This is a genomic window from Streptomyces regalis, assembly GCF_001509475.1.
Classification (GTDB): domain Bacteria; phylum Actinomycetota; class Actinomycetes; order Streptomycetales; family Streptomycetaceae; genus Streptomyces; species Streptomyces regalis.
The window spans coordinates 1-17,609 of the sequence record NZ_LLZG01000011.1 but is presented as its reverse complement, the minus strand read 5'-3'; the positions used below and the strand labels follow the sequence as shown (position 1 = coordinate 17,609).

12 protein-coding genes are annotated in these 17,609 nt (G+C 69.3%); 1 reads left to right on the top strand and 11 read right to left on the bottom strand.

From position 1 onward, the window contains the following. Positions 1-7: 7 nt before the first annotated feature. The 11 genes from ADL12_RS03285 to ADL12_RS03235 form a co-directional block, all read right to left on the bottom strand. Positions 8-2,194: a hypothetical protein gene (locus ADL12_RS03285; protein ID WP_062698253.1), complete on the bottom strand. Its 2,187-nt coding sequence runs from the start codon at positions 2,192-2,194 to the stop codon at positions 8-10. Then, positions 2,194-6,027, bottom strand: a complete 3,834-nt coding sequence (locus ADL12_RS03280) for a putative baseplate assembly protein (protein ID WP_062698281.1) — start codon at positions 6,025-6,027, stop codon at positions 2,194-2,196. The genes ADL12_RS03285 and ADL12_RS03280 overlap by 1 nt, the downstream gene beginning before the upstream one ends. An 11-nt stretch (positions 6,028-6,038) precedes the next feature. After that, positions 6,039-9,161: a putative baseplate assembly protein gene (locus ADL12_RS03275; protein ID WP_062698252.1), complete on the bottom strand. Its 3,123-nt coding sequence runs from the start codon at positions 9,159-9,161 to the stop codon at positions 6,039-6,041. Further along, complete coding sequence (locus ADL12_RS03270; RefSeq protein ID WP_062698250.1) at positions 9,158-9,550, bottom strand: GPW/gp25 family protein; 393 nt, start codon at positions 9,548-9,550, stop codon at positions 9,158-9,160. The genes ADL12_RS03275 and ADL12_RS03270 overlap by 4 nt, the downstream gene beginning before the upstream one ends. Continuing rightward, on the bottom strand, positions 9,547-9,882 hold the full coding sequence (locus ADL12_RS03265) for a hypothetical protein (protein WP_062698248.1): 336 nt from the start codon (positions 9,880-9,882) through the stop codon (positions 9,547-9,549). The genes ADL12_RS03270 and ADL12_RS03265 overlap by 4 nt, the downstream gene beginning before the upstream one ends. A gap of 22 nt (positions 9,883-9,904) precedes the next feature. Next, positions 9,905-10,444, bottom strand: a complete 540-nt coding sequence (locus tag ADL12_RS03260) for a phage baseplate assembly protein V (RefSeq protein WP_062698246.1) — start codon at positions 10,442-10,444, stop codon at positions 9,905-9,907. Positions 10,445-10,519: 75 nt separating this feature from the next. Beyond that, the gene (locus tag ADL12_RS03255) at positions 10,520-11,659 is read right to left on the bottom strand and encodes a hypothetical protein (protein WP_062698244.1); all 1,140 of its coding nucleotides are present in this window, start codon (positions 11,657-11,659) and stop codon (positions 10,520-10,522) included. Further along, positions 11,649-12,026: a LysM peptidoglycan-binding domain-containing protein gene (locus ADL12_RS03250; RefSeq protein ID WP_062698242.1), complete on the bottom strand. Its 378-nt coding sequence runs from the start codon at positions 12,024-12,026 to the stop codon at positions 11,649-11,651. The genes ADL12_RS03255 and ADL12_RS03250 overlap by 11 nt, the downstream gene beginning before the upstream one ends. 150 nt (positions 12,027-12,176) lie before the next feature. Next, positions 12,177-12,860 carry a CIS tube protein gene (locus ADL12_RS03245; RefSeq protein WP_062698240.1) on the bottom strand — a complete coding sequence of 228 codons (684 nt, stop codon included), beginning with the start codon at positions 12,858-12,860 and terminating at the stop codon, positions 12,177-12,179. Beyond that, positions 12,857-13,468 carry a hypothetical protein gene (locus ADL12_RS03240; protein ID WP_159053065.1) on the bottom strand — a complete coding sequence of 204 codons (612 nt, stop codon included), beginning with the start codon at positions 13,466-13,468 and terminating at the stop codon, positions 12,857-12,859. The genes ADL12_RS03245 and ADL12_RS03240 overlap by 4 nt, the downstream gene beginning before the upstream one ends. After that, entirely contained in the window at positions 13,458-17,075 is a 3,618-nt protein-coding gene (locus ADL12_RS03235) for a phage tail protein (protein WP_159053064.1), read from the bottom strand. Before ADL12_RS03235 ends, ADL12_RS03240 begins: the two co-directional genes overlap by 11 nt. Positions 17,076-17,217: 142 nt before the next feature. Here ADL12_RS03235 and ADL12_RS55375 point away from each other — a divergent pair. Beyond that, positions 17,218-17,609: hypothetical protein (locus ADL12_RS55375; RefSeq protein ID WP_208614458.1), on the top strand; the 392-nt coding region annotated here is incomplete at its 3' end.

Here is a 17,609-nt window from a genome sequence, read left to right as displayed (position 1 = left end):
GTGCGGCTCACGTCACGAAGAAGATCCCGGCGTCCGTGCCCGCCGGGGTGTACTCCGCGAGCCGAGCCCTGAGGCCGTCCTCGCGCTGCGGCCGGTACAGGTCGTGGGAGGCGCCCATCTCGGCGCCGTCGTCCGAGCCGCGCCGGATCTCCTCGGCGCATCGGTCCGCGAGCAGCCCGTACCAGGGCGTCCCGTAGCGCTCGGAGGTGAACAACGGCCTTACGCGACCGGCCTGTTCGGGCCCGGCCAGGTCGGGCTGGCAGCGGTACCGGCGCGGGGTGCGCGACCCGGCCGGCACATACGAGTACCGCATGCACCCGATGCCGCGCCGGGCCACGTGCAGCCGGCCGGTGAAGACCGAGTTCTCGGCGATCTTCACGGCGTGCGTGTGGATCTCGCCGATCACGGTGGTGCGGTGCAGATGCAGTACGGCGTGGGCGTGGCGGCAGTCCGGTGCGGACAGGGCCTCGCGGTCACTGCCCGTCGCGTCGAGGATGCTGTCGCGCAGGTGGATGTCGAGGGGCTCCTCGCTCACCTCGTCGCCGATGACCTCGATCGTGCCGAGGATGCTGTGCTCGACCTGGAGGCACGCGGTCGAGCGTTCCAGGACGATGCTGGGCTCCTCGGGCGAGTGCGGATCGCACTCGGGCTCCAGCGACCAGCCGGGCACGAGCGTGGAGTGCCGTACGACGACGGCGCCCACGGGGCCGGTGACGTTGATGCCGCGTCCGGCGACCAGCAGGCCGTCGAGGACGATGCGCGGACGCTCGTGCGGGGCGCAGTCCTCGGACACCGCGCGGATGTTGAGGGCGTCGGGGCGGTTGCTGTACCAGTCGAGCAGGCGTATCACCGGGCGGGTGCCCTCGGCGGCCCGGACTTCGAGGCGGTCGCCGGGGTCGAGGTCGAAGTCCAGCTGCTCCTGGTAGGCGCCGCTGTGGGTGATCTCGATGATGCCGGCGGGGCCGGTCCGGTCGGCGCGGCGGTCGTGCTGCCAGGCCCGGTAGGCGTCCATGATCTGGCGGTACGGCTGTCCGGGGCCGACACGGTAGACCTCCGCCTCGGGACGCGGCTCGCGGTCGGGGCGGTCGTACTCGCCGCCGCCCATGTCGGCCGCGGACGCGTAGTGGTAGTCCACCCAGACGCCCTGACGGGGCGCCGACCGCGACCCGAACGCGATCCGGCCCAGCTCCGGGTCCACGGCCACCTGTCCGCGCTTGGGCCGGTAACGCCAGTCGGAGAGGTCCGCGACCACGATGTCCGACGGCGGCACCGGCTGGTCCTCGCCGTCGCGCCGGATGACGAGGCTCTTGCCGGGGCCGTAGTAGTCGGTGAGCCGGTCGTGGAGTTGGCGGCGGGTGATGAACGCCGGGACGTTGTCGACGGTCGCGATGTGCGTGGGCGACGGCTCCGGGAACGGCTTGGTGACCAGCGGGGTGTCGTTGCCCAGGATCGAGAAGGTGTAGAGGTTGCGGGCGCGGTCGATGCAGTACGCCGGGGACTGGGTGAGCGAGTGCGCCTTCAGCCGCCAGACGAAGAGTGCGACCCCGGCCGGGGTCAGACCCCCCTGGCGGTGACGGGAGTTGGCGCGGCGGACGTCCACCGTGCGGGCCGTCGCGCCGAAGGGGCCGCCCGCGAGGTCGAGGGCGGAGTTGTCGCGCAGGTCGACGAGACGGCCGCGCTCGCCGCGGTGGACGCCGGTGTCGCCGTACAGCTTCACGGGCTGGGTGTGGGAGACCTGCCGGGAGAGCTCGACGGCGCGGGCGGGCCAGCCGGTGACCTGGTCGGCGAGTTCCTCCAGGAGGTGGAGGGTGCCCTTGCGGCGGCGGTTGGCGACCGTCGCGGCGACGTCGGCGCGCGGGGCGACGGCCTCGGCGAGGGCGGCTCGGCCACCCTCGTGCAGGCCGGTCGTGAGGACGCGCTCGTAGCCGGGCAGGGTACGGTAGCCGACCAGGTCGCCGAGATACGGCAGCACCCAGGGCGCCGCCGTCTCCACGAACAGGTCCTCGTAGCCCTGCTGGACGCCGTCGCGGACCCGGTCGAGCTGCTCGGCGATCACCGCGAGCAGCGCGCGCAGCGGCTCGCCCTCCTCGGCGTCGCGCAGCAGGTGCCAGCGGGGCAGCAGCGCGGCGAGGCCATCCGGCTCCCTGGATGTCGTCGCCGGGGCGGCCGTGTCGAACTGGACGTCCGGGGACATCACTTGACCTCCGTCAGAATCAGGGTGTCCGCGGCCTTCGGCGACAGCAGTGCGAGCTGGGCCGGGCGGATACCACGGAAGACGAACACCGACCGGCCCTTCGCCAGGCGGCGGGTGTCGGTGATGTCGGGGTTCAGGCGCAGGAGTTCGGCGAGCGGGACCCCGTACTTGGCGCAGATCTCCGACAGCGTCTCGCCGTTCGCGGCGCGGACGGTGTGGACCTTCTCGTCGTACGTCGCCGGGTGCGCCGGGACCGACGCCTTCGGAGGGCCGGGGTCGGTGAGGATCCCGGTGAGTTCCTCGGGCGTCGCGGACGCGGGGACGCCGGTGAAGACGTCGACGTCGATGTAGTCGACGCCGGGCACGGAGTGGGCCGTGGCCAGGACGTCCGAGAGGCGAGCCGGTCGGCCCAACTCCCGTCCCTCGTAGCCGAGTCGGCGGAGCAGTGCCTGACGCAGGCGCGGCTGGACGACTTCCCAGGCGTGGTCGCGGGCGACCTTCACCTTGGCGGCGACGAGCAGCAGGACCAGCTCACGTACGTCCACCCGGACGGGGAGGTTGAGGTCCCCGTACTCGGTCAGCGCGCCGCGCAGGGCCCTGAGCGTGTCCGAGTCGCCGTCGATCGGCACGTCGTCCGTGCCCGCGACCGTCACGTGCAGCACGCGCCGCCGGCCGTCGAAGAGTTCGCGTGCGGCGGCCCGGCCGATGCCGGCGCGGGAGCGGGCGAAGTCCTCGTAGTCGGACGCGGAGACCAGGCGGTCAAGGGCCGACACGGCGAGCGGGATCGTACGGCGGGTCAGGCCGGGGCCGTCCGCGTCCGCGCCGCCCTTGGCCGGGCGCGGGTTGGTCACCTGGGTGACGCCCAGCGGACGGGTGAGGGGCTGGGTGATCCGGTCGGCGGCGACGTTCGCGGCCTTGCCGGTGCCGAAGCGGTAGCGGGCGCGGATGTTCTCGTGGCCGCTCGGCAGGCGGGCGCCGTTGATGCCGTCGCCGAACGTCACCGTCGTACCGCCGTCGGCGGTGGAGCCGGTGATGTAGACCTGCTCGCCCGGGCCGCGTCCGGCGAGGCTGTCGACCTCGTGCCACAGGACGCCGTCGACCCGGACCTCCAGCACCGGGGTGGCGCCGAGGGGGTTGTCGTCGGCGAGCCAGGTGAGCGGGGACTGCCACAGCGCGAACGTCTGGTTCACCCGGTCCGAGTCACCACTGCCGATGGCCTCCTCGCGGCTCTCGCCGTGGGTGGCCTCGACGACGTTGCCGAGGATCCTGACCGTCTCGCGGCGGTAGCGGTGGGCGAGGTCGGCGGTCAGGATCAGGCGGGTATGCACGTGATCGCCGGGGAGCTGGGGGTCGACGGCCGGGTCCGCCGCGGCGATCGTGACGACCTCGGTGGCCTGTACCCCCGCCGTACCCGGGATGTCGCTGCGCTCGCCGCTGACGATGAGCGTCCGTCCGGGCCGCAACCCGTCGTACAGCGTGGCGAGTTCGATCTCATTGCCATGGACGTCCTCGCCGAGCGGTTCGTCGGCGAGGCGGAGCGGCTCGCCGGCCGCGTGGACGGTGGTGTCGCGGATGTGCGAGAGCAGGACGTCGAACTCGTCCAACCACGGGTCGGCGAGGGTGAGTTCGGTGCCGCGCCCGGTGATTCCGTAGTTGGTGTACGCCGCCGTACGCGCCGCGACGACCTGGGTGGTGACGGACGCGAGCTTGGCGTCACCGGGGACGCCGCCCTGGGCGCCCTTGGCGGGGCGCTGGATCGCGACCCAGCTGCCGACCGTGATGCCGGTGTGGACCGTGTCCAGCTGGAGGACGCGGCGGTTGAGGGGCTCGGGCTTGCTGGCGATCACGACCTCGACGTTGGGCTCGGTGGTGCCCACCGTGTACTTGAGGCTGACCTCGTACTCGCCGTGCGTGAACTGCTCGGTCGCGTTCGGCCGCAGCGCGATCTGCTCCGACGTGCCGTTGTGGACGCCGACGTGGACCAGGCCCTCGTCGTCCGGCCGGGACACGAACAGCGTGCGCTCGGGCAGACCCGAGTGGAGGCGGGCCGTGACGCCGGGTTCCTGGGAGTCGGTGGGGCGGCGGTTGAGCCAGTTGAGGTCGCGGTCCTGGCTGGAGCGCACCGACAGCTCGACCTGGCCCGTGCCGAGCGGGAAGGTCACCGGCTGGGCGACGTTCAGGTTCTCGGCCCGCTGGTCGGAGCTGCTGCCCTCGACGTACTGGAACTCGGCCCGGACCGGCGTCCTGCCCGCCGTGTCGTACACGACGCGCATGCTCGCCAGCACCGCACCCGTGAGCGGCCAGTCGGCGGTGCGGATGACCCGCCCGCGGTCGTCCTGGACGGGCTTGAGCGGGGCCGTGGCGCCGAAGGGGGCGGCGGTGACACGCATGGCGAGGAGTTCGCGCAGGAGCTGGGGGGTGGCGGGGGCGGCGGCTGTCCGCCACGCCGGGTAGAGGGTGCCGAGACCGGGGTTGAGGGCGGAGAGCAGGCGAGCGGTGTCGCTGCCGGGGCGCTGGCGGCCGGTGCCGTAACGGGGGCTGGGGGTTGAGGTGCGTAGGGCGGGTAGGACAGCGCCCAGGGCGTGAAGGGCAGCGGCGCGCGAATCGCCGCTAAGGGGCGCGGGCCGTGTCAATATGCGGCTCCGCCGCGTGGGCGCGGCCAGCCCCGACGGCGCCGCAGACGACCGACCACTCTCCGCGGCACTCTCTGTCTGCGCAGGCGCCAACTCCAGTGCTCGCTCACCAAGTTCCGCCAGCACCGCCTCCAACTGCTCAAACCATGCCGCGACGTCCTCGTAAGGCTCAGCCAGCACCTGCGCCTCTCCCAGCCGCGCCACAGGCTCCGCAAGACGGGCCGCAAGCCGCTCGGGCGTCTTGATGCCGCCCAGGTCCTCCCGCAGCGGCTCCAGAACCTGGTCCTCGAAGTCCTCGATCAGCCGACTCACCGGCCTCGGGTTCGGCACCTCCGGCGTCGGCGGCTCGTCGCCGGGCTCCCCCGGAGCGGCCGGCGTCGCGGTCCAGCGCCGCACCTCGTCGACAAGCTCCTTCAGGGTCGGCGGGGCCGACGTCGGCAGGGAGATCGCCGTGATCTCGTCGTCCCGGTCCACGCGCGCCTTGGCGACGGGCAGCAACTTGCGTTTACCGCCAGCCTGTTCACCGAAGACGAAGAGCAACTGATCGCCGGTCTTGAGGGAGTTCGCCGTTCCCTCGACGAAGATCTCCGAGCGGCGCTCCAGGTCCTCGGGCGTGACCATGGAGGGGCGCCGACGGCGTACCTTCAGCTCGTTCCAGTCCCAGCGGGCCGTCAGGTCGCGGCTGGTCTCGAAGGTCAGGGACTGCTCGTCGGCCGATGCCGGCACGCTATGGCTGCGGGCGCCGCGCGGAATGGTGACCGGCAGCGCCTCGGCGCGCGGGTCGCGTTCCAAGGTGTACGCCAGATGGGTGGCGGCGGCGACGCCGGGGCGCGGGCGGTGGCCGACGAGGCGGCCGAGCAGGACCAGGGAGCGGTGCTCGTTGGCCGTACGGATGTAGGCCTCGTCGGCGATGCGCTCGGAGTGGAAGGTGAGCAGGTCGCCGAGGACGGCGGTGGCGTCAAGGAGGCCGATTGCCGGGTCGTCCGGGGTGCGGACGGTGAGGCCGTCCAGTGCCGGGTACGCCGGTGAGGCGAGCCGGTCGAGGAGGGCGGACAGGAAGGAGCCGTACTCGCCGACGCGGTAGTCGAGGACGGTGCGGCCGGGCGGGTTGTGCACGGGGGCCGGGGCGAGGCGCTCGTCGTGGCCGCCGCGGCAGGCGCCGCCGCAGGTGCACTCGTCGGTGATCGTGGCTTCGGTCATCGCTCCCCCGGTCATCGGGCACCTCCCAGGGAAATCGCCAGCCGGCCGTTCTCCGGCCGGTCCGGGTCGTTGTCGCAGATGGCGATCTCCAGCGGGCCGAGCCGCAGCACGCCGTCCTCCCTCTCTCCTCGGTCCGGCTCGAACAGCCTTTGCAGTCGGGCCACTTGGATGCTCTCCACGCCGGGGACGGCGGCCGCGACGGCGACGAGCCGGCTGAGCCGTACCGGTTCGCCGAAGGTCAGCGCGTCCGGGTGGAAGAAGCCGAGGCGTCCGTCCGCGAGCCGTCCGTTGCCCAGGACGCGGTACAGCTCGGCCAGGATCTGCCCGTGCTGGTGGCCCGGCTTCGCGCAGACGGTCAGCGCGATGTCCAGCGGGACGAGCCGCGCGGCGCCGACGACGAGGTCGTGGCCGATGCGCCGGTACGGCTCCAGGGACTGCGCGACCGAGTCCAGCAGCTCTTGCGACGGGGCGCCGGTGCCGTACGCGTCGATCGCGACATGCGCCTCCTGGACGCTGCCGGTCCAGCGCAGCTCCGCCGCCGCGCGCTGCACGCCGGGCAGGGCGGTGGCGAGGGCCGCGTAGTCCTCGGCGGTGACCGCGCGCAGCCGGGTGCGGCGCAGGTCGAGCGGGGCCAACTGACGTACCTGCTCGACGGGTTCGGGCTCGATGCCGCCCTTGGCGGCCAGCGGGTTGCGGACCACGGCGGCGGGCGGCGGCTCGCAGTCGGACTGGACGACGAGGTGGTTGATGGCCTCCGCGCCGACGTTGCCGGCCGTTCCGCCGCCGAGCCGGTAGTGCAGGGCGAGGCGGGATCCGGGCGTCGGCTTCGCGCCGTGCCGCCCGTCGCCGAAGCGCAGGGCGAGGCGGCCGTCGTCCTCCAGTTCGCCGACGAAGTGCCGCTCGCGCGGGCCGCTGTCGAGCAGATCGCGGCGCGGCTCCCACACGGCGTCCTCGTCGTCGCTCTCGTGGAGGCGTACGGCGGGCAGGGCGCGGCGCGGGTCCAGGTCGAGCGCGGCGGTCGCGGAGCCGCGCAGCACCGGCTCGTCGGGGTGCAGTCCGGCCGCGTACGCCGGGCCCCAACTGTGGGCGACCTCCCAGGCGATGTGCCCGTCGAGGACGGTGCCCGCGCGGGCGCGTGCCGTCAGGACCTCGATCCGGCGCAGCTTGGCGTCGAGCAACTGGTCGCTGCGGTGCAGGAGTTCACGCAGGGCACGGACAGGGTGGCGGCGGAGCTCGATCCGCTCCAGGATCCTCAGGCCGTAGATCACCGTGAGTTCGGCGATCTCCTCCTCGCCGAGACCGTCCCGGTCGCGGGCGCTGCGCCACAGCTCGACGAGCCGCTGCCGGACCCGTCCCGGTATCGCGGCGATCCGCTCGGCCTGCCCGGCGGCGACGGTGCCGAGGTCGGGGAAGGGCACCGCCTGCACCACGGGCGCACGGCCCAGGACGGGACGGAAGCGGGGCTGGATGCCCGGGTACACGGACTGGGCCAACAACGTACGCAGCGCGGCCGCCTGGGCGTATGCGGTGCCGGGGACCACGCGCTCGTGGCGCTGACCGGCTCGTTCCAGACCGAGTCCGGCACGGTTGGTGGCGGACTCGCCGACGACCTCGAAGAGCTCGCGGATGTCGTCGGGGGCCAGCGCATCGCCGGATTCCGCCTGGTCCGTGAGGGAGTTGATGAGCCGGGCAGGCGCGTTGCCCTCGTCACGGTCGTAGCAGCCGAAGGCCGGAGGGTCGCAGGGGGCGACGACGGCGGGGACCTGCGGGACGGTGAACGTCTCGGGAAGCCCGTGCAGGGTGCGGCCGTGGTCGACGAGGACGACGTTGCCGCGTGCGAGGGTCACGTCCTCGACGGGCAGGCAGTCGCGTCCGCCGCGGGTGGCCAGGCAGAGCGGGAAGCGCAGGGAGTCCTCGGCGGCCCACGTGACCTCCAGGACCGGCTGGTCCTCGATGCGGTCGACGGCGGGGGTGACGGAGGTCAGGCGTACGGCCTGGCGGTGGCTCGGGTCGGCATCGCCAGGGGTGCCGGTGCGCGGGCCCTTGACCTCCTCCAGGACGAGCAAGTCACCGGGCCTTAGGTCGAGTTGGCGCTCGCGGCAGGTCTCCGTGTCGACCCACTCGTCGCGCAGGGTCGCGGAAGTGGCGCCCTTCGGGAGGGTGCACACCTCGCCGCCCCAGGTCCACAGCCGGATCGCATTGTGCGCGACGCGCAGCTGAAGCGGGTCGGCGGTGACGACCGGTTCGAAGACCTCCACCGAGCCGCGCTCGTCGAGGTCGCCGAGATCGGCCTCGTCGACGACCGTGCCGGGCTCGGGGCGGTCGTGCGGGTCGAGGGTGCGCACGTCGACGGAGGCGAAGCGGTAGGTGCCCGGGGCGAGCGTGTGGTCGCCGGCGGTCTCGACGGCGACGTAAGCGCGCGCCGTGCAACCGTCGTGCATCGCGTAGTCGATGAGCCGGACGTGCCGCCGTACGGAGACGCGGCGGCGCGCGGTGTCGAGGTAGGCCTCGGTGGCGACCGCGTCCTGCTGATAGCTGATCTGGTCACCGGCGTACGCGAGCAGCTCGACCAGGGTCATGCCCAGGTCGGCCGGGTTGCGCTCGACCCAGTCGGGGGTGGTCAGCGCGAGCCGGTCCAGGAGCAGCTTGCGGATGGTGTCGTAGTCGCGGGCCGTGTAGTCGACGACGGGCGCGGCAGGGAAGTCCGAGGACGGCTGCTCGTCTTCCTTGCAGTCGAAGGGAGTTGGGCAGTCGGGCCGGAAGGCGAAGGTGGCGCTGTGGTAGCGCTGGTCGAAGCCGCGGAAGGGCTCGGTGCCGGGGCGGCCGTACGGGTCGGTCTCGACGAGGGAGAACCGGTAGCGGGAGGTGTCGCCGACCTTGTCGAGGGTGACGTAGAGCCGGTCGTCGAGCTCGGGGTCCTCCTCGCGCTCGACACTCACGTCCACGGCGGTGATGCCGGTGATGCGGCGGCCGCCGTCGATACGGACGTTCTCGGGGCCGAGGCCGTGGGGCGCCTTGCCGAGGAAGGAGACGGTGAGCAGCAGCCCGTCGTCGCCGACCTCGACCGAGTCGACTCCGTTGAGCTGGGCGGCGCGGACCTTCGTCCGGCGGGAGGTGGCGGTCGTACCGGTCATGCCGTGGCCCTCCCTTCGAACACGTCGTCGCGCCGGGTGCCGTCGGCGCGTATGGCGTACGACAGGTACACGCGCACGACGTTGTCCTCGCTGATCACGTCGAGGGCCTCCACGTCGATGAGATCGCCGAGCCAGCGCTGCAGCGAGGCCTGGACGGAGAGTTCGAGGGTGCTGATGAGCTCGGGGCTGGTCGGGGCGAAGACCAGGTCGAGGAGTCCGCAGCCGAAGTCGGGGCGCATCACGCGCTCGCCGGGGCTGGTGAACAGCAGCTGTTCGATGAGGTCGTGGACGTGCTCGCCGTGGGTGGCGTGCGCGGTGCGGCCCCGGCGGTCGGCGCGGAAGGGGAAGGCGAGGTCGCTGCGGGGGCGTTGACTGGTTCGGCGGCTCATCGGACGGTGACCTTTCGCTGCGCGGCCTGGACGACGGGCGGTCCCTGCGGCACGAACGCCGCGGTGAAGCACTCGGCCGCGGAGGTGTCGAGCAGCACGGGTGCGCCGTCGACGGTGATGCCGGTGCCGGCCGCGGTCCAGCGGACCGTCACGCACGGTGCGGGCACGCCGTCGACGGTGTGCGGGCAGCCGGTGACGACATAGCTGTGGGCGGCCGTGGCGACGGCGGCGCCACCGGCTCGGACGCCGCCGGAGGGTGTGGTGGCCGCAGTGACGCGACCGCCGTGCGGGCAGCCGATCACGGCGTCGGCATCGAGCAGACTCCCGGGCATGTTCCTAGGTCCCCCGTCTTCCTTATCGCTTCGAGAGCACGGTCAACTGGCCCTCGTTGATGGTCACTTCACGGCCGCGCAGAATGACCTCCGCTCCCGCGCCGGTTGCGATGACCACGGCTTCCTTGGTGATGCGGATGTACGCGCCGCCCTGGGCCTGGAGAAGAATCCCCTGGTCGGCACCGGGCGTGTCGTTCATGACGAGCTTGTGCGCCTGCGGGGTCTGCACGACCACGGGCTTGTTGGGCGAGTTGCTTTGGAGTTCGCGGCGCGCGTCGGGCGGAAGCTCCTCGGCGGCCCCGTACCAGCACCCGGTCCACACGGGGAAACTGGGATCCCCCTGCTCGAACTCCACCCACACGCCGGCGCCCGGCGGCGGCACCACGAACTGTCCGGACTCCGGCCCGGTGAACGGCAGGCAGGGCAGTGCCCACGTCGACGGCTCGTCACCGAGGACGTCCGGGACCTCGACGGTGATACGGCCGATGCGCAGCGGGTCGTCGTTGCTGACGACCCGGCCTCGGAACTTGCCGAGGAACCGGTCCTTCGGTCCTGTGACCATGGTGCAGTGTGCTCCTGTATCTCTCCGCGTCTTCTGACGACCGTGGGGAAGCCTTGGGGAGGCCTTAGGGAGGCCTTAGGGACGAACCGTGCTGCTCCGGGCGATCAGCCCCTCCCGCGACAGCGTGAAGTTCTGCCGGAACGAGCCGGGGCTGAGATTCGACGTCACGGACTTCACGTAGTAGTCCCCGTCGTACGTCACTCCCGCGCCTCGCACCCCCACCAACTCCCGGGGCCGCAGCAGGTATCCGTGCCTGTTCACGTCCAGGCTCCCGGACCCGGAGATGACGTCTGCCGACATCGCCGCCCGGGCGAGCGCCTCGGCCTCGGCCTGCCCCAGTTCCTTCTTCGCCGTCCCGGAGATCGTGCGGCGTTTGAGCGCCGGAGTGGCCCGGCGCCCGAGCGGCGGCCGCAATGGGTCGATATCCGGCTGAGGCAGCAGCCGGGTCCCCCGCGTCAGCGGATCCTGCACCCGCACCTGCGGTTGTTCGCGCGCCGTACCGTCGTACGCGAACGTCAGCTGATCAACCGTGGAGTTCGTCTCCATGTTCACGTTCAGCGCATGTTGCCGCTGCCCGAGCCGCTGCTCGGGCCCCCAGTAAGCGGTGGACCGCCCCGGGACGGGCCCAGGCTCCAAATAGAAGGTGTAACCGTTCGCCTGGGCAAGCTCGTTGAGGTACTGCAGGTCGGTACCGGTCTGGTAGTGAACGCGCAGGTCCTGCCTGGGCGGCTGCGCGATCTGCTCGCGGATGACGTGCGGCTGGATGCCGTAATCCGCGTACTTGGCAAGAATGCGCGCGGCCCGCTGCGACGGCGCGAGGTTCGGATAGCGGTCCGTCCGCTCCTCCAGATCCATCAGCAGGGTCAGATCTTCCCCCGTCACGGTGAGCGTGGACTGCCCGGGCCGATTGCTCGCCCCCACCTCCTGCCGCACGATCAGACCGTCCAGCAGCACCCGCGAGGTGCCCTTGATCGAAACAGTCACCATCACGCGAGTCTTGGGATCGAAGAACCCCTCGGGCAGCAGCCTCTTCGCAAGGGCCCCCTTCTTACTCAGATCAAAGGCCATCTGGAATCCGCTGCGCTCCCCCGCCGTCATCGTGATCTGGCAGGACAGCAGCGCCTCCGCGATCTCCGCCGGCACCGGACGGGTCAGCTTCGGCCCCATGTGCAGGGTGATGTGGACGGGCCCCCGCCCGATCGGCTCATCGGGCATGCCCGGCTCCCGGGAACACCCCTGGCACCGGAACGTCGATCTCCCGCCCCGGCTCGTCCGTCAACTCACGTGGATCCACTACGGGGTTGGCATCAGCGATCTGCCACCACTGGTCGGGGTCCCCGAAGTACCGCTGCCCGAGGTGGTCCGGCCGCTCCCCGCTGCTGACGGTGTGCGTGGTGGTGTCCTCGGCGCTCGTGTTCCGGTCAATGGGCGGCAACAACCGCCGCTTCGCATACCGCACCTCCGTCCCGTCGGCCCGCACATGCACCCCGATCTCCGCATCGTGGTACCGGCTCGACCGCGGATACGGATGCGCTCCCGGTATCTGGTCCAGCGCACTCTCGTACGGCTCAGTGCTGGCCATGCTGCTCAACTCCCCCTGTTTGTACGGGTGTCACGGGTGCCGGTGTCGCTTGTACGGTCGCCATGTGTACCGGTGTCACTTGCGCTGGCGTCGCTTGTACGGTCGTCACGTGTACCGGCGTCACTTGCACTGGCGTCCTTTGCACCGGCGTCACCTGTACTGGCGTCCGGCCTGGCGGCCCAGAACGCGGCCGCCACCGAGGCCGAATGCCCCCAGCCGCCCGCCCGACGTCATCCCGGCCAACCGCTCCTTCTGCGCCAGGTGCGCCAGATACAGGTCCGCGCCCCGGTGCTCGGGCGGCAGATCACTCACCGACAGCACCTTCATGCCGATGTTCAACGAAGCCCGCATCGGGTTGAGGTTGACATCGAAGGCCGTCTCACTGATCGACAGCTCCGTCAGGCGCACGGGCAGCACCCGCTTGCTCCCCCAGGTGAAGAGCGTCAGCGGCATCTCGATGGGACTGATCTCGATCGTCCCCTTCTTCGCCGCCTGAGTGGCCTCCCGTAGCTGCGCCGTCGTCGGGTGCACCAGCATCTCCAACGCGGCGAGCTCCGGGTGAATCCCGTCCGGCGCCGCCACCTCGAGCTGATCGGTCGAGTCGATCTCGGCGGTGAACGTCCAGGTCTCCTCGGCGGGCCCCTTGAGCCGCAGCGCCTCGTTCCGGTCACCCTCGCCTTCTCCTTCGCCTCCTGCAGATTGGGGCGCGAGCGAGCGCTCGAGTGTGTCTGGGTTGAACTGCAGCACGATGACACGCTGCGGGGTGCCCAGCTCGGGGTCGACGATGACGATCCCGGACCGGATTGGCTTGGGTATATCCGCGTATCTGGTCACTGCTCTTGTACCCCCTCGTGGTCGTAGGCCTCGAGTACACTCATAGCCGTCTCCCTCAGGTGAAGGTCGGACTGTGTAGCGAGAACCTCGTTCAGGAGTGGCCGGTATTGAGGGAATGGAGTGAAGGACGTCGCCCAGATAGCCGCTTCCTGGAGCTCAGGATTCCCGCTGGCGAGGAACGAGCGGATCCTACCGAAGAGGCGCTCACTGAATTCTGGAGGTGCCCCGACGCTGGCTCGCATGAGCGCTTGCGCCGACTTCTCAGTGTCCTCAGAAATCTCTGCGGAATCCAAGAGCTCTTCGAATGAATAGACGTCGACACTTCCCTTGACCAAAAATGCGGCTGACTCTACGAAATCCGGATTGTCTCCCGAAATTCTCATAACGGAACAATTGGAGAGATCGTCCACGACGAAGTGGAGGATAAGTGCCGGTCCGGCCATCCACTGGACTTCGTAGGGGACACCCTGATCCGGGTCCGCAGGGATCTCACCCCTGCACGGCCAGCCAAGGGACTCGGCAGCGCTCTCGACTTGCTCCTCAGCCTCGTCAGAGTTGCCCCGAATAACCAGAGGACGAGAAAAATAGCGCGGAGACTCAGAAACCATTGGCACCCTTTCTCGCCTGCAATACTCGCTGGAAATCCTGGAAGCTTACCCCTTGCCGTTTGGCGTCGTTCCACATCTGGAAGGCAGCGACATCGTTTTTCTCGGTTCCGTATGCGGCATGCACATGCTTCCTGATCTGGTCGAAGAGTTGATCTTCTGTACTTTTCTTCGACGATCGATCGACCTTTATATCGAGCCCCTTAATCCAGTTTTCCACAATGTCGAGTTCGGCTTTCATCATGTTCTGTGCGCCTCGGCCCAGACCCTCAGCACTCCCACCTCTTCGGCTGTCAAATTCCACGAACTTATTCAATTCTTCGGCGTCCTTCTGTGCACCTTGGGCGATCATTTGGAATGATGCCAGATCTGGAGGACCCCCTGACGCTACCGCACTTTCCATCATCAGTGCACTGGTGGTGGTCGCGGCGATACTGCGCATGCCTTCGATGTCAGAAACAACGTCCGTCAGCCCGGCAGAAGCCTTGGCGAGTGAGTTTACCGGCCTTTCTCCCTTCATGATGTCCAGAGAATTCCTGGACAGACCCGGCCCTACGTTCGGCTGTGAAGCATCACGGATCAGCTTCTTATAGCTCTCCTTCGCAGTGCTTGGCACCTGGCCGCCACCCTGCTGCGGTTGCGATGAGGACTTAGGTATTGGGACGCTCGCGACCTTGTTTCGAATGACGCGATGTCGGCCCTGTTGCTCCAGTGGAACTATATTCGGATTACTGGGCCAGTACCCCTGTTTCCTCGAAATGGTTATGGGGGGTTGGTTACCATTCCTCTCGAGGTCGACGTCCTCCCAAACTCCTGGCCGACTTGGCGCCATCCTTCGGGAATAATTCTGAACTGCCCCCATGCCGACACCCTCTTCGACTTTGAGGACTGTACGGTCTTTCGGCTTCTTTCCTCGAGGGAGGACCTGTTGACTAATTCCCGTTGCAGCGTCGCGTCGAGAAGTGTTTGAATAGACGACTTCTCTGGCCACTTGTCGCAAGAATCTCAGCAGCCGGTCTCTATCAACAGAGGCCCCGTTTGAGAAATCAATTTGAGGATTCAGTCTTGCGTGGAGTGAGAAGCTGTCATCTCCCCGAATGGAGAGGTCTGTAAGTCGGTACCGAAGTCTCGCCGCCGAAAGGAAACCTCGTAGAATCACGCCTTTCACGCCCCGTTTGAGCAGAGCATCGGTCCGTGGCTCAAGGCGGGCAACAATCTTGCGGAGGCGAGCAGCCTTGGACTCCGGGGAGTTTTCCTTCTTGCGGCGTTCGTCCCGTTGGCCGCGGCGCTCCTCATGACGCCGTTGCTGCTGCCGCCGGAGCTGGTCGCGGCGGTTCTTGTAGGCGCGGCGCATCTTGCGGGCGTCGTTGTCCAGCTTGCGGCCCGTCTTGCTGTTCTTGCCCTTGCGTCCCAAGGCCTTCTTCGCGCGGCGGTTGCGCTTGAGGGCGGCCTTGGTGGTCTTCTTGGAACGCTTGTGGGAGCGGCCGGCCGGGGACGGTTTCCGGCGGGGCTTGTCCTTGTCCTTGCCCTCTTCCTTCTTCCGGTCCTTGCCCCCGTCCTTGTCCTTGTTGCGGGTGTCGTCGTCGCGGCGGTTGGTGTCGGAGTCCTTGTCCTTGTCCTTGCTGTTGTCGGACGTGGAGTCCTTGCGGTTGTCGGTGTCCTGCTTCTTGTCGTCGTCCGTGCGGTTGGTGGTGGACGTCGACTGGTTGTTGGTGTTGTTGCTGTTGTTGGCCGGCGGATTGTTCTGAGGCTGGGAGTTGAGGTTCTCGTTGGCGTTGTTGGTCTGCTGCTGGGCGGCGTTGACCTCGTCGCCCTGGTCCTTGCGGTCGTCGGAGTCAGGGTTCGACGGTGACTTGTCCTTGAAGCCCTTGGCCACGCCCTTCAGACGTTCCGTCACCTTGCCGACGTACTTGCCGATGCCGCTGACCAGCGCGTTGAAGACCAGCTCGATCAGGGCGACGATGCCTGCCGCGACGGCCTTGGCGAAGGGGCGGCCGGCGTTTCCGCTCTTGACGGCCTTGAGGTAGTCGATGACCAGGCCGAAGGCGCGGAGGATCTCGGAGAGGGTCTCGTACGCGGCCTTCAGGGCGTCGATGATGGCCATCACCCAGCCCGCGCCGGGGATGAGCTTCGCGACGACCTTGGTGATGACCAGCTCGCCGATGATCATGGGGAGTTGGGGCAGGATCGCGGCCCAGGCCTCCTCGACGATCTCCTCGACCGTCATGCCACCGCTGATCAGGAGGTCGAAGGTCTCCTTGTCGATCCCCAGGATCTCCTGGACCTTGTCGTTGAACCACTGCTTGATCGCCGACTGGGCCTCCGGGACCAGGTGGTTCCTGGCACCGTCCTCGGCGGAGGCGGCGGCGCCGCTGAGCCAGCCGCCGGGGTCGGAGATGATGTCGCCGGCGATCGTCATCCACTCGCCGAGGGCGTTGAGCAGGCCCATCGCGAGGTCCATCGCGCCCTTGAGGACGCCCTTGACGGCGTCGAGGGCCGCCTCCAGGCCGCGCTTCAGGGCGTCCAGGATGTCGGTGAGGATCTGGCCGATCTGGTCGAGGAGTTCGTCGAGCATCTCCTTGAGCTCGTTGGCGAGATCGTTGATGAAGGCGATCGCGTCGGCGATGAGGTCGATGATGAAGTCGCGGATGCGGTCGGCGATCTCCTGGATGGCTTCGAGGAGTTCACGGCCCAGTTCGACGATGGCTTCGACGAACTCCTCGAACATCTCGACGATCGAGTTGCGGACCTCCTCGATCCACCCGGTCACCGTCTCCTGGAAGTTCGTGATGAGGTCGACGACGGCCTGGCGCGCCCGCTCGAAGATGCCGACGATCGTGTTCTTGAGATCTTCGAGCCACTGCTTGATCGCGTCGAAGGCCTTCGTCACCCAGTTGCCGGAGTCCTCCTTCGCGTCGTCGCGCTCGGTCTCCGCCTCCTCGGTTGCCTCGGTGCTCTTCTTCGTGATCGCCTCGTCGTCGTCCTTCTCCCGCTGCTCTACCTTGTCGTCGGTGTCCTGCTCCTCCTTGTCGATGTCCTCCCGGACCGCCTTGGACTTCTCGCCCTTCTTCGTGTCGATGTCGGCGAGTTCGGCGTCCTGTTCCGCCCGCCAGTTCTCGCGGTCGGCGACGACCTCGGACTTCGCCCGCTCGCGTTCGTCGGCCTGGCTCCTGGTGTTGGCGTCGACCTCGGCGCGGACGTCCTCCTCGTGCTTGCGCTGGGAGGCCTGGAAGTCCGTGTCCTTCTTCTCGCGTTCGGTGGCCAGGTCGTCCTGGCCCTTCTTGAACGCGGACTGGATCTTGGGGCCTTCCTCGTGCTCGGCCACCTCCGAGACCGCCTCCGGCGGAACGCCCTGGATCTGCGGGCCGCCACCGGACTTGGACGCGGCGCCCTTCTCCTGGCCGCCCTCGGGGACGTCCGCGGTGAGGGTCTCGGGCGGGACGTCGGGGTAGATCTGGTCCTCGCCGAGGGGCTGTTCGGAGTCGGCGCGGCCCTCCTCCTCGACCTGGCCGGCTTTCGAGTCGAGCTCGCCGCCCTGTTGCTCGGTGAGCCCGCCCGTCTCCTCCGCCATGCCGACACCGGGAGCCGTGCCCACCTGGGCCTGCTCCATCATCTCGTCCTCGGTCGGCAGGTCGAGGACCTTCTGGACGAGCGCGTCGGTGTCGATGACGTCACCGGCTCCGACGAGGTTGCTGCCCCAGTTGACTATGCCGGCACCGACAGTGGTGACGCCCGCGAGGATTTTGTCGCCGGTGCTCAGTTCGAAGTCCGCGCCCGGGAGTTCGCCCTCCGGGGCCTGGGCTCCCTCCACCTCGGCGGCCTCCGCCTCGGGGGAGTCGGTCGCGCTGACGTCGTCGTCGGAGTACTCGCCAGGGGGCGCGGCGTCCGGGGAGCCACTGAGGGTCTCCGGGGAACCGGCCGGGCGGTCCATGGTGGGCGGGGAGTCGGCCAGGGCCTGCTGTTCGTTGCCGACGCTGGTGTTGACCGAGTGGTGCACTCCGTCCATCGCGGCCAGGGCCTGGTGCGGCTTCATTCCGGCGGCGGTGGACAGTCCGGATTCCGGGTCGGAGGCGGACAGGTCGGGGGCGGGGCTGTCCTTCTTCCGCTGTTTGCTCCGGACCGCGGCACCCCCGCCGCCCCCACC